The 13,704-nt window shown below is 40.3% G+C and carries 11 protein-coding genes; 4 read left to right on the forward strand and 7 right to left on the reverse strand.

Annotated elements, in window-relative coordinates; all coding sequences use genetic code 11:
* Positions 1 to 217 precede the first annotated feature (217 nt).
* The 3 genes from GO495_RS06720 to GO495_RS06730 are packed head-to-tail and all read left to right on the forward strand — an operon-like array spanning position 218 to position 6,349.
* The gene (locus tag GO495_RS06720; RefSeq protein ID WP_338075369.1) at positions 218 to 3,472 is read left to right on the forward strand and encodes a SusC/RagA family TonB-linked outer membrane protein; all 3,255 of its coding nucleotides are present in this window, start codon (positions 218 to 220) and stop codon (positions 3,470 to 3,472) included.
* Between the two features lie 20 nt (positions 3,473 to 3,492).
* Positions 3,493 to 4,926, forward strand: a complete 1,434-nt coding sequence (locus GO495_RS06725; RefSeq protein ID WP_170302635.1) for a RagB/SusD family nutrient uptake outer membrane protein — start codon at positions 3,493 to 3,495, stop codon at positions 4,924 to 4,926.
* A gap of 22 nt (positions 4,927 to 4,948) precedes the next feature.
* Positions 4,949 to 6,349, forward strand: a complete 1,401-nt coding sequence (locus GO495_RS06730; RefSeq protein ID WP_157298896.1) for a thioredoxin-like domain-containing protein — start codon at positions 4,949 to 4,951, stop codon at positions 6,347 to 6,349.
* Positions 6,350 to 6,409: 60 nt separating this feature from the next.
* Here GO495_RS06730 and GO495_RS06735 read toward each other — a convergent pair whose 3' ends face one another.
* The 5 genes from GO495_RS06735 to GO495_RS06755 form a co-directional block, all read right to left on the reverse strand.
* Positions 6,410 to 6,664, reverse strand: coding sequence for a DUF6520 family protein (locus GO495_RS06735; RefSeq protein ID WP_157298897.1), 255 nt, complete (start codon positions 6,662 to 6,664; stop codon positions 6,410 to 6,412).
* Between the two features lie 102 nt (positions 6,665 to 6,766).
* A complete protein-coding gene (locus tag GO495_RS06740; protein ID WP_157298898.1) occupies positions 6,767 to 8,098 on the reverse strand; it encodes a serine/threonine protein kinase in 1,332 nt (443 codons plus the stop codon).
* A complete protein-coding gene (locus tag GO495_RS06745; protein WP_157298899.1) occupies positions 8,083 to 8,514 on the reverse strand; it encodes a MauE/DoxX family redox-associated membrane protein in 432 nt (143 codons plus the stop codon). Before GO495_RS06745 ends, GO495_RS06740 begins: the two co-directional genes overlap by 16 nt.
* 11 nt (positions 8,515 to 8,525) lie before the next feature.
* Positions 8,526 to 9,011 (reverse strand): TlpA family protein disulfide reductase, encoded by a 486-nt coding sequence (locus GO495_RS06750; RefSeq protein WP_157298900.1) that lies wholly within the window; start codon positions 9,009 to 9,011, stop codon positions 8,526 to 8,528.
* Between the two features lie 183 nt (positions 9,012 to 9,194).
* Positions 9,195 to 9,524, reverse strand: a complete 330-nt coding sequence (locus tag GO495_RS06755; protein ID WP_157298901.1) for a helix-turn-helix domain-containing protein — start codon at positions 9,522 to 9,524, stop codon at positions 9,195 to 9,197.
* 244 nt (positions 9,525 to 9,768) lie between these two features.
* On the opposite strand from GO495_RS06755, the gene GO495_RS06760 reads away from it, so the two are divergent.
* Positions 9,769 to 10,965 (forward strand): hypothetical protein, encoded by a 1,197-nt coding sequence (locus GO495_RS06760; protein ID WP_157298902.1) that lies wholly within the window; start codon positions 9,769 to 9,771, stop codon positions 10,963 to 10,965.
* Between the two features lie 99 nt (positions 10,966 to 11,064).
* Here GO495_RS06760 and GO495_RS06765 read toward each other — a convergent pair whose 3' ends face one another.
* Entirely contained in the window at positions 11,065 to 12,105 is a 1,041-nt protein-coding gene (locus GO495_RS06765) for a site-specific integrase (protein WP_157298903.1), read from the reverse strand.
* Positions 12,102 to 13,649 carry a S9 family peptidase gene (locus GO495_RS06770; RefSeq protein WP_170302636.1) on the reverse strand — a complete coding sequence of 516 codons (1,548 nt, stop codon included), beginning with the start codon at positions 13,647 to 13,649 and terminating at the stop codon, positions 12,102 to 12,104. The genes GO495_RS06765 and GO495_RS06770 overlap by 4 nt, the downstream gene beginning before the upstream one ends.
* Between the last annotated feature and the right edge of the window lie 55 nt (positions 13,650 to 13,704).

Consider the following 13,704-nt stretch of genomic DNA (forward strand, 5'->3'; position numbering starts at 1 on the left):
CAAACAAAACGCTCAGAATGAACATACAGGCTAAAAGATATAACCGGGATGATGCAACACCCCGGTTAAAGTCGGCCCTGTAATGAAATCGTGTAAGAAACCATTTTTTAAACCAACCAACCACAAAGCTATGAATAATACTATTCATGTCAAAGGCATGTCTATACCCCATAAAAAGGTAAAGACATCATTTAAATTATTAAAATATTGTATTGCGATGAAGCTGTTTTTAGCGATATTGATTTTAAGTTTTAACGTTTCTGCAAGTGTGTACTCGCAGAAGGTTAGCTTATCGTATAAGGATGCTTCATTGCGGGAAGTGCTTCAAAGCATCCGTAAACAGAGCGGGTATAGCTTTTTATTCACAAGCTCTGTACTGGACGTTGCCAAACCGGTAACGGTGAAACTGGACCAGGTAGATATTGAAAAAACCTTACAGATCATTTTTTCAGACCAGCCCCTAAACTACCGGATTGATGATAAAGTGATTGTGATCAAATCCAGAACGCAAAAAGACAGTTCCATACTGCAAAGGGTAAAAGATTTTTTTCTTTCCATTACCATCGCTGGAAAAGTAGTGGACGAGGACGGTAGTCCTTTGCCTGGAGCTTCCATAAAAGCGAGCGGAAAGGCCACCATATCTAATGGCAGCGGGGAGTTTAGTTTGGCCGGTGTAGAAGAAGGTGCCAATGTAGAAATTTCCTATATCGGTTACAAAACATTGACCTTAAAAGCAGCCAAAGACTTTATCACGGCCCGCTTACAAAAACAAGCTGGTGAACTGAACGAAACCGTTATCAAGGGTTATTACAACACTACAAAAGTTTTAAATACAGGTAATGTAAGTTCAGTTAAATCGGCTGACCTGGCTAAAAATCCGGTGAGTGATCCGGTAATGGCCCTGGAAGGACGTGTACCTGGGCTTTATGTGGCGCAAACCTCTGGTATTGCAGGGGGAGATATGGTGGTAAAATTGAGAGGTCAAAACAGTATTGCCAATGGCAATAGCCCATTGTATATTTTAGATGGCATCCCTTTTCCTTCCAAAAGTTTAACCTCCGGTACTATATTGGGCGGTGCGACTGGTAATTTAAGTCCCTTCGCTAATATCAATATCAGCGATATTGAAAGCATTGATGTTTTAAAGGATGCCGATGCAACGGCCATTTATGGCTCCCGTGGGGCCAACGGAGTGATCCTGATCACCACCAAAAAAGGTAAAGCGGGTAAAACCAGGTTTGATGTAAATGTGTACAAAGGAGCCGGAAAGGTGGCAAGCAAGCTCGATTTGATGAACACAGATCAATACCTGACTATGCGACGTGCTGCCCTTGCAAATGATGGCGTTACAACGATTCCGGGTTCGGCAAATGATTTGAATGGGAACTATGGCGATGTAAACCATTATACAGACTGGCAAAAGGTATTGATTGGTGGAACTGCACAGGTAACCGATGCACAAGCATCTATTTCGGGTGGCTCTGCACAAACCCAGTTTTTATTTGGGGGCAGTTATCATAAAGAAACTACGGTTTTTCCGGGTTCTTATAACGACAAAAAAATTGCTGCCCACCTCAATGTTACGCACCAAAGTGAAAACAAGCGTTTCAACAGTAACGTAATGGTCAGTTATACGAATGATAACAATCAATTGCCAACTACAGATTTTACTTCACAGATTTTACTAGCCCCAAATACACCAGCTTTGTATAATGCAGATGGAAGTTTAAACTGGCAAAACTCCATATGGGAAAACCCTTTATGGGTAACCAGTCAAAAAGCTGGAGCTGTTTCTACCAACCTCAATGCAGCTACGAATTTAAGTTACGAAATCATCAAAGGGCTTTCTATTAGTGCCAGAATGGGCTATAATGACATTAAAACAAATGCCAGTACCATAAATCCATTTGTTAACTATGATCCCGCTGTTTTTATAGATCCAAGTTACCGGACCAATACCTTTGGAACAAATGAAATTAAATCTTGGATTATCGAGCCGGGGATCAATTATTCAATGGATTTGGGTAAAGGAAAATTAGAATCCTTAATCGGGGCTACTTTTCAGCAATCGGACCAGGTAAGCCTTTATCAAACAGCCAGTGGGTTTTCTTCGGCTGCTTTAATTAATGATATTTCTTCTGCCACCACCACAAGGATTGCCAGATATACCGATACCCGGTACAGATATAATGCAATATATGCAAGAATAGGTTACAATTATCAGGACAAATACCTGATCAATTTAACAGGCCGCCGTGATGCCAGCAGCCGTTTTGGACCTGGAAAGCAATTTGCCAATCTTGGTGCCATTGGGGCAGCCTGGATCGTGTCGCATATGGATTGGATGAAAAATATATTGCCTGCGGTGTCTTTTGCCAAGTTAAGGGCCAGTTATGGTTTAACAGGGAATGACCAGCTTGGAGATTATGCCTTTTTAAGTACTTCGGCTTCTAACAATATGGCTTATCAAGGGGTAACGGGTCTGTACCCTACCTCCTTAACCAATTCTAAATTTGGATGGGAAACGGTGAAAAAACTGGAATTTGGTTTGGACTTGGGCTTTTTGGACAACCGGATTTTATTGAATGGAAGTTGGTACAGGAACAGGACCGGTAACCAGTTGGTGGGCTATGCGCTGCCAGATATTACGGGGTTTCCTAGCATTCAGGCAAATTTACCTGCGGTGATCCAAAATACAGGTACAGAACTAGAATTAACTGGCAGAATCTTTAAAGGAAACCGGTTTTCATGGACCGTCTCAGGAAATTTGACCGTTCCCAAAAATGAACTGGTTTCTTATCCAAACCTAGCGGCTTCTAGTTATGCTCAAACTTATGTTGAAGGGCAGCCGCTAACGGTCCAGTTCCTATACCATTACACCGGTATAGATCCAACAACCAAAGCATATACTTTCCAAGATTTTGATAAGGATGGGCAAATTACCCTTTCCAATGATACCCGCCCGGTAAATGTTAGCCAGAAATTTTTTGGTGGGCTAAACAACAGTTTTAGTTATAAAGGTTTGCAACTGGATGTGTTTTTCCAATATGTAAAACAAAATGGCTTTAACTTATTGGGGGTAGCACCAGGGCGATTTAATGCAGTTGGGTCCAATCAACAGGCTTATCTTTTGGATGAAGTGAATAAGGGGGCAGCATCTAGCGTACAACAATTTACCTCTAGGGGCAGTTCAGTTGCAGGTCAAGCCTATACTGTTTTTACCAATAGTGATGCAGTGGTTGGGGATGCTTCATTTATTCGCCTTAAAAATGTTTCCCTGTCTTGGACATTGCCTGAAAAATATCAGCATGCGTTGAAATTGCAAAATGCACGGGTGTACCTGCAAGCACAGAACTTATTGACCATTACCAATTTCAACGGTCTGGACCCGGAAATCCCGTTTAGAGGAGCATCACAATTGGTATTACCTCCTTTAAAAATGATTACACTGGGCATTCAGATATCGCTTTAATGAACCTTAATCCAAATCACATGAAATACTTTAAACCTTATATACTGCTTTGCATCTTGATCCTGACCACTTTTACAAACTGTAAAAAATTTGTAGAACTGGATGCACCTAAAACATTATTGGTCACTAAAAATGTTTTTGCAAGTGATGAAACAGCAATTGCACAGCTTACCGGTATCTATTCACAAATGAGTGACAGAGAGTTTATGCCCTACCGCTTACCTTTTTGTACAGGCATTGGGGGCGATGAACTGATCAACCATTCTGCTTTATTTACTAATGCCTATGAAAATTCATTACAGGCAGTTGATGCGGTAACCAATGCCATTTGGACGGCAGGTTATAATTATATTTATGAAGCGAATGCAATTTATGAAGGTTGTGCAGCATCTACTACATTAAGTCCAGCCGTTAAGAAACAGTTAATGGCCGAAGCACTTTTTATACGGGCCTTCTGGCATTTTTATTTGGTCAATTTATATGGTGATGTTCCACTGGCAACCACTACAGATTATCTAGTCAATTCAACTTTAGCCAGAAGTGCTAAAGACCTGGTGTACCAGCAAATCATTACGGATTTGAAGAATGCACAGGCAGGTTTAAATGAAAATTATGTTGGCAGTAACAGCATTGCAACTACAACTGACCGAGTACGCCCTAATAAAATGACGGCAACGGCATTATTGGCCAGGGTGTACTTATTTAATAAAAACTACAGTGATGCCGAAGCTCAGGCTACAGTAGTGATCAACAGTAAACCTAATTACGATCTGGTGGATGTAACAAAAGTATTCCTGAAAAACAGCAATGAAACCATTTGGGCCTTAATGAAACCTACACCAGCAAATAGCATCAATACCTGGGAAGGAAATTATTTTATTTTGACTTCGGCACCAAAAACCAGTTTTCAAAATTCTGCTGAAATTACGCCTACTTTATTGTCTGCTTTTGATGATGGTGATAAACGGAAAATCAACTGGATTGGAAAGTTTACCGATATGGGGGTAACGCCCAATGTTGATTACTATTATCCTTTTAAATACAAAGTCTTGACTTCTGCTTCGGTGTCGGAGTATTCGCTTGTTTTCCGGGTTGCTGAACAATATTTGATCCGTGCCGAAGCAAGGGTACAATTGGGTAACCTTGCAGGTGGAATTAATGATACGGATGCCATACGCAACCGTGCGGGTATTGCTTTGATTAAGGACATTAACCCAGGCATTGGTAAAACAGACCTGCTCAATGTGATCTTAAAGGAACGTCAAAAAGAGCTGTTTACCGAATGGGGCCACCGTTGGATAGATTTAAAACGTACCGGGAATATTGATGCGGCGATGAATGCTATAGCAGCCTCAAAGGGAACAGTTTGGAATAGCAACCAACAATTATGGCCAATTCCGCAAAAGGAAATTCTAAACGATAAAAACCTGGCGCAGAACCCAGGATACAATTAGTTGGTGCTTCAAAAATAAAGAAATGAGAAAGATTTTAATTGTCATGTGCATGCTGGGCATTGCCTTTAGTTATAGTCATGCCCAGCAAATGAAAAAGACACCCTACCCCAATGTGGGAGAAAAATTAGCCAATTATACATTTACGGATCTGGTCAATTATCCCAAAAGCACGGCATCACTAAATGATTTTAGGGGAAAATGGTTGATCTTGGATTTTTGGGGTTATTCCTGTTCAGCTTGTGTAGCCAGTTTTCCTAAAATGGACCACTACGCCGAAAAATTTAAAGATCAGTTGCAGATTGTTATGGTCGGTGCTACAAAAAGCAGCCCGAAGGATGACCGGAAAAGGATAGAAAAAATCACTAAAGACTTATATCAACATTTAGATGCCAAATATCATTTAAAGCTCACCGTTGCTTTTGATAGTGTATTGTATTTAAAATATGATGTGGGTTCTTTGCCTCATATCCTTATCATTGATCCGCAAGGGGTGATCAGGGTAAAAACTTACCAGTTGTTCGAAAATCAGATTGTGGATTTATTGGCCGGGAAAAGCCCTAGTTTTGACCGCTCATTTTCCAGATCTGAGCCAAGGGAGAAAGAGAACGATCATGCAAATACCTATAACAACAGCGTTCCTTTGCTGGCAACTCAGAAAGAAGCGAATGACAGCAGTTATTTATTTAGGTCAACGCTAAGGCAATGGACAGTATCTATGCCGCTTGCTCAGGTGGTGAGCTTGTTTGACCAGCACATGAAGAGTGTTAAAAATGGAAAGTTAGAGGTGTTTAATAACTTGATGGAAGGTTTGTACCGGATTGCCTATTTTGGTATTGACGATTGGGATGTTTGGGACGACGAGAATTACAACAAAAGATACCGTTCCTTGTATTTGAACATCAGGGATTCTACGTATTTTAAATCAAACCGTCCAATGACTTTTGCGTATAGTTTAAGTGTGCCAAAGGATAGGTCCAGCCCCGAATTGATCATGAAGGCTATGCAATTGGACTTAAATAAGTTCTTTGGGTATAAGGCGACAAAAGAAATCAGGAAAATGCCGGTTTATGCTTTTGTCATTTCAGATAGTGCTAAAGTACGCGCTTTAATATCAAAGAATAAGAATCCGGCACTAAAGAAAACCACCTATGATCATCTTCATCTGGTTAATTTCCCTATTGGTGATTTTATTAAACACCTAACGGTGAGAATGCACTTGGACATTCCTGTCATCAACAGTACCGGAATGTCTGGTCCAATTGATATTGATTTTAAGGCAAATTTGTTAGATCCTGATGATATTCAAAAGAACTTGGAAGTGTACGGCTTTAAATTGGTGAAAACGACTAAAGATATGGAAGTGATTGTACTCAGTGACGATGATGAACTGATCTCAACGCCTTCAATTTTTGTTAAAAAGTAAGCAAAGAATAAAAAGAACAAATAGGGCTGGGTTATTAACCCGGCCCTATTTGTTTTCGTTTTATGGTCTTTTCAGCGCTGTAAGACATCCGCTGGTTAAGAACAATTGTTTGTTTTCTGATGGCGCGTCAACTGGTCCAATACATGCTGCTGTAGCAGTTGTATTACAAGTGAAGCTGATCAGTGTTGAAGCACAGGTTGTAGTAGTAGGGTGATACCAATAGGTATTTAACCGGAAATTTGCATTACTTGCAAATGCACCTACAGCAGCTAATGTCAATGCACCAACGCCCATAACGATTTTTGAAATTTTCATAATTTTAATTTTTTAAGATTTTTGAATACTTGTTTAGAATCTGCCTTTACATGCTAAGGCTGTTTTATTGCGCAAAGATTTTATTTGAAAATGATCAATTTCCTATCTGGTATTTAACATTGCTTTTTGGAAGTTCTGAACTACGCTTTTTATCTTTTGAAGGCTGGGCCGTTGACCCAGCTCCACCTGATAACATTCCATAATGATGTTCCTGATCTGTTGATTTTCTATATGCCTGCTGAGTTCTTTTTTTAGTTTATCGAGATGCTTGTAATCAAAGTCCGCAGGTGGTTGTCCGGTAAAAAAGTACACCATCAATCCACCAAAACCATAAATATCTTCATGTTCCGTTGGGGTTATTCTTTCCAATTGTTCGGGAGACATAAAACCTAATGTTCCATCGCCAAACGCTGGGTTAGGATAATCAGTGGGTTTATGATAGGTGATTTCAAGATCAATGAGAAATAGGCGGCCTTTGTTATCGAGTATAAAATTAGCGGGTTTAATATCCCGGTGTACATATCCCTTTTTGTGTAACACCTCAATGCTTTCTATGATCTGAATTAAGGCATTTAAGAGCTTATTTCGCTGCTCCATGCTTAAATCTTTCCACAGCTTATCTTTTTTATAGGTTTCCGTCAATACTTTTTCTAAGTGCTGCCCCTCAATGAACTCCATCACCAGGTAGTTGTTCCCATCGGTAGTAAACAAATCTATAACCTTCGGTATGTTTAAGCTATCATATAAATCTTCCTGCACTTTTTTTTGCCACTGGAGCCGGTGGCTCATGTCCCGGTTTCCGAAATCAGTCCACATGTATTGTCTGCCTTGTTTAATTACGCATTTGCCTACTTTCAAAAAGCCTTTGATATATATTCCTTTAAACACGTCGCCTTTAATGTCCTGTTTCAATACATCTACAATCATGTATTTGCCAGAGAATATTTTCTTAAACTCGCTTTTGGGTACAGGCATTTTAATTGGAAAAGGCCACATACTTTTTTCAAAAGGGACACTGCCTATATATTCTGTATATACAATGCTTCCAAGTGGTGCAGCAGTAGGTATTTTTGGGCCATTAAAACCAGCGGTCACTGCAACCAGCTTTTGGGAGAATTGGATGGTCTGTTCCTTGCCAGAAGGATAAAAGGTAATTACTTTATTTAGGTTTTGATAGCCCATATTTCCATACAGGATATGGACAGCAGATTCGTCGTTTTTGGCCATGCTAAAGGGAACACCTAGGCTTTTGGCCATTGGCAATACCACTTTTAAAAGCTCTTCTATTTGAGGCAAAACGATAGAGAGTTCTATTAGCCAATCTGTTGTTTCTGGTACGCCATCAGCAATAAGGTAATAATCGTTTGTGCTAAAGCCGATGCCATAAGATTCAACGATCTGTGTATAGTCTGAGCAAATTAATTCTTCTGCCATGATGGTGTGATTGATTTTTGTAACCATATGCCTAGTGCTATAAGCAGTGTATACGTCACATTTAGAGCAAAATGCTGTTGCCAAGTTAAGTTCCTGATCAGTCCCCCGCAGGTACAGGGGCGGCTATCTACTGCACCCAATATTAAGCCTACATAACCTGTAAAAAGTATCATCAGTACCAGTGATCCCCATAAGCCTATGCGCCGGGTACTTTCAAAGAAAAGTAGGGCCGATAGGGCCAGTTCCGCAACGGGTAGCGTTAAAGAAAGATAAGCTGCATAAGGGCCAATGAAAGGGGAGCGTTCAAGATCTTTTACATAAATGTTATACAGGAACAGTTTACTAAGGGCTGCATAGGCAAAAAGCAAAATGACAGCATAGCAGATGATCTCTAAGGTGATTACTTTTCTTTTCATAACCTGTTGTATTAGTTTAAATCCTTTATAGAGGCAATCAGATTTTTAATATTGGGTTTGCCTGCGTAAATGCCTACCAGGTCTTTATTAGAGTTATACAGGGCAATATAAGGCGTACCGCGTACTTTATAGTGGTAGGCTGCTATGCGCTGATAGTCTTGTCCAACGATAATGTTCGGATATTGATCCAAATGGTAATAATCTCTGAACAGCCTTACTTTATCAAAACTTTCCATGCTGAGAAAGTAGAACCGTACATCCTTTACGGCATTGATGTTTTGCAATAATGAATCTGTCATTTGCTGGCATCCAGTACAATCGGCTTCAAAGCTGATCAATATAATGGGCTTATCTGTAGGTATTTCTTTACTGTTGATGATTGTTGTACTATCAGAAAGCCGGAAGCTAAAGTTTGGTAGTTTTGCTAAGGGATCAGTTTTACAGGCGCACAGGTAAAACAGGCATAACATGGCCATACAGAGGGTACGTAGTTTCATGAGCTGAGATTATGGGCTTTGGCGTTAACGACTTTTGGGTTAATGCAGTTAAACTTCCTTTCGTAATTCGTATTGCTGTTTCTGGATGTAAAACTATAGCAGGTTTTTGATTTGACAAAGTTAAATTTGCATACTTAAATCGTAAACGGCTGCACTGGTGTTGCAGTGTTGGCCTTTAAAGGGCTATGGAATTTGTTTTAAAGGGGAGTGCTTGGTTACTTTTTTATAGGTCCGGCAAAAGCTGCTGGTGTTGGCATAACCTAGTTCTGAGGCAACGATTTTCACTTGTGCGCCTTCTTGCAATCTTTTTTTTGCGTAATTGATAGTGACTTCTAATCTGTGCTGATCAATTGTCTTTTGAAATAAGATTTTGAACGCCTTGCTAAGAGTGCTTACTGATATGTGGTATTTACCTATAACATCTGCAATAGGAACACGCTTTTTAAAATTAGATTCTATCTCAATGTAGATTTCGTTGAGGATCTGTATTTCGTATGCTGTAAGCTGCATCATCTTTTGGTTAAGATAAATACAATATAAGATGATTGGCTGTACGCTGTGCAGCAGTGGTTTACATGAAAATAAATGTAATTATGACGCTAATATGATATGGTTTGCATTTAATCTTTTTTAAATTCCCTTTTTAAAGTAAAACGTTTGATCAATTGCATTAACCCCGGTAGTTCTTTATGTGCATTGTTTATTGTTGACCTAATTAACCTAAGTAAAAACTGACCTACCTAACCTATGTAATTCTATGGGAAATCCGAACGTCTATGTCTTTGAATGGCTAGACAACCTGATCAACTTTGAACTCAACCCTGCTTTTTCTTATCCTAGCCCTATGCCGGGGGCTACTGTTGGGGCCATGATTGAAAAAGTGAAAAGAGAAATGCAACTCTTACAAAATGAAATTCGCCAACAATATTTCTCTGAAAAAGGAGAAGGCAGCAGCGAAATGCTCATTGTAAAAAACTATGATGCCATTACGGTGATGATGAACAAGACTTACCAGCACATGCATCATGAGAACATTGAAAAGGCAAACATTATTCAAGTACTCCAAACCGTCATGACCGGTTTGCAAGAACTGAGGAACTTTTTCAAAACCAATTATGCCAAATACCTCAGTACAGAGCAAGCCTTACCCCTTGTAGATTTAATGAAAGTACGTCATGAGATTATCGAAAAAAGGCAAAGCATCTTAGACAAGCTACATGCCACCGGTAACGGTGATGAAGTAAGCAGTATTGTGATGGATGCTCTGGATGATTTTACGCTGCGGATCAGTGCAGGTGATGCAATCTCTGAACGCGAAACGATCTACCACCAGTCCATCATTAAAGACATTGAAAACTACAAGGGCCAAGAAACCGCTTTGTCTAATTGCCCCTCGTTGCATGAATTATTAGTGTACTGGAATTTAAACTCACGGGCCTGTATCCGGTATTTTTCGTTGGGCATGGAAGCCATTATGAAGAGTAGTGAATCGGTGGATGATCAACTGGATTTTATGCGGCTTCAATTGAAGAACATCCATACGCTGCCCATGATGCCCGATTTTATCTACGATCCGACCTACCCCTCCATGAAGGCGTACTTTGGTGATTATATTGTGCGTGAAATCGAATACCTGGAGAAAAAGAAAATCGGTTTTCAACCCAATGAAGCCTACAACGCCGAAAAGAACAAGACTGCTCCTTACAAAATTACCTGTGCGCTGAGTGCCGATCAGATTGCACTTTTTTTAAGGGCCGCTAAAGACAGGAATTTGATCATTTCACGTTCTGTTACGGCGGTGTTTAACAACATGGTTCCTTTTATTTCTACGCAAAAAGAAACCGACCTTTCGCCCGATAGTGTAAGGATCAAATCCTACCAGGGAGAGCAAAGGGATAAGGATATTCTGATAGAGGCATTGGAAAAAATTATCGAAACGGTAAAACAATATTAAGTATTAGATTTTTTAATGGCCATTTCTTAATATGATGTTAAGGAATGGCCTTTTTATTTGTTCTATCGTACATCAACCCGAATGTTACCACACATCAGTTTATCCTACATGCACCATTTCAGCCAAAAGACTTTCTTCCTTTTCGGCTAAAAGTAAAGATGAATCAAGTTCTAGGCTGTCAGAATGCAAGATCTTATACAAATCATACCTGGGTTGAAAAAAGGAATGTTTTTCAAGGTAAAGTGCATTTTCAATTTTATCGATTTTGATGTAACGGAAAAATGCGGTTTCGGTTAAATGCCCGGTTAATAACATGATCCTGCCTACCGGGATTCCGGCAAGGTACATGTTGGTGGCTCCACTCCGCCGTGCAGTATGTGTACCTATTAACGACCATTTTGGGGCGAAACGGCGGATAACATCATTGCCTTTTAGTTTCTCTATAAAAATGGGATCTTTAATTCCCGCTGCTTTTGCAAGTAATTTTATAATGCGGTTAAAGTATTGAATTGAATACGATGGCGGTAACCTGTAATCGTATTTCTCCAAAATGAATTTGACAACTGGATGTAGTGGAATGAGTACCCTTTCACCGGTTTTATTGGTTCTGCGTGTAAAAAACCGGTCGTCAATGATGTTGTGTTCATCTAACAAACTATAATCTCCAAAGCGGAGTGCAGTATAGCAGCCGATGACAAATTGATCACGGATATGTTCTCTTGCTCCGTCTATTTTGAGCTTTAATAAGGAGAGTATTTCAAATTCATTTAGGTATACGGTATAAGGTTCCTCCTTATCCGTAATCCTGTAAAAGTAATGGTCTGCACAGGTGTTGTAGCCAACCTTATCAGACAGGGTTATGGCGGCATGCAATTTTCTGAAATCTGATTTAATAGAGCTGGGTGCGTAGTTACGCTCTGATTTGAGAAATTCTTTGTAAGCCGCCAGGGTATCGCGGGTGAGCTGGGATGTTCTATAAATATGATTGGTATATCTTTCGAATGCCCTCCATCTTTTCCCAAAGTGCTTGTAATTGTTTACTGTGAAACTGGCCCAGTTTACTTTATTGATCAGGTGGCCTAGAAATTTTAAAAAACGGATATCTAACCTTCCAAAATGGGCATTGGGTAATTGGATCATATATGTTTGGGTTGTTGAGTGGAAAAAAATTCTTCTATTCTATGGATCGCAGTTTCCAAATGTTCGGGGTTCCTGAACCAGTGGCCTTCTGCTGGGTAATTATAAACTCTTATAGAACGGTTATAATAAGGTGAATGCCGTAGTTCTTCTATGCGCTGTGTCCATTTCACTATGGGATCATTGATTCCTAAAATGTACACGTAGGGAACTTTGAAATTTGGTGTGTTGCCAGTAGATACGCCAAAGAGTGAGGCAGCGGCGGTGATGTGATCCGGGTATTTGCTGATTAGTTTTTCTGCTAGGGCATTCCCGGAGCTTTGGCTGAGTACTAAGATCTGTTTATTGGGGTGCAGGGCTTTAATTTTCAGTTTGAGCTTATTGAGGTATTCTACCGCGCTGTCTTGGCTTTGCATGGCATAGCTCCATCCGTAGCCTGTGGAGCCTGGATAGTTTGGTGCAATAATCTGGTAGCCTTTGTGCGCTAAACTGGCTAGAATGGGGTCGTAACGCGGTGAAAAGTCATTGTGTATACCTGGATGGATGTACAGGACAACGGCCTTACCATAACTGTGCTGGGTGCCGATGTTATAAGTGTTGCTGTCTGTACTTTCTTTAGTGTTCAGGGCGGCGGATAGTGTGGTGTCCCTTGCGGGGAGTGGCAATACATAAAAGCATTGGTTCAAATCGGTGGCGTAATCCACTAAGATTTTAGGACAGCGGATATTGGAATAGGTAAATAAGATGTTTTTTCCGAAAGCCTGGTAGGTATACACTACACCACTGGTATTTATGGTAATGGCACTGTCTGTTTTTAAATTGAGCCTGCTGAGTAGGTAATTACTGTTGCTGACTTCTATATAATACAGGTCATTGCCTTGTTTTAACGGCATGCGCAGATCGTTTTTTGCTTCGCGGTAAACGAGTTGTGCTTTGCTGCTGCTGCCGCTTAAACTGATGCGGTAAATGGCGGTATAGTTACCGGTATCCCTGCTGCAAAAGTAGATCTCGTTTTCTGCAAAGGATGGGTTAAGTATTTCGGCCTGGAGCTGGGTAACAACTTCCTGTATCCGGCCTTCTGCTAAATAGAGCTTGTACATTTTGCCTTGCTCACAAAACAGGGCCAGTGAATCGTTTGCTGAAAAGCAAACGTGCTGAAAGTTTATGGTGCCTGGGAGCAACAGTTTTTGGGTCTTGGTTTTCCAGCTATAGAGGTAAACGTTTTGTGTGGTGGTGGTTTTGTAAATGAGGTATTTACCGGTATGGCCGGAGTATAAGCGTTCTATTTTTTCTTGGCCCAATGCCTGGTTAATTTCTTTTTCGGCACTGTTGTACTGTTCATTGCCGCAACTGTCACGTAGGCCAGTAATAGAGCCATTGGACAGGTAAATATTGTTGAGTATGGGGTTTTGTGTAAAGAGGGTATCGATACCGTTGTTTTTTATTCTAAAGATATGGCTTTCTTCATGCCGGTTCTGGACAAAGTAGAGTATAGAATCGCCTTGTATCATAAAGTTTTGGTCTACTTCTGGATAGTCGGTGTACATGGCAAAGGATTCTTTTTTTGTATGGCAGCAGCTTGTGAGGGTAAAGCTGCAAACT

Origin of the sequence: Chitinophaga oryziterrae (assembly GCF_009758125.1) — a bacterium.
Classification (GTDB): domain Bacteria; phylum Bacteroidota; class Bacteroidia; order Chitinophagales; family Chitinophagaceae; genus Chitinophaga; species Chitinophaga oryziterrae.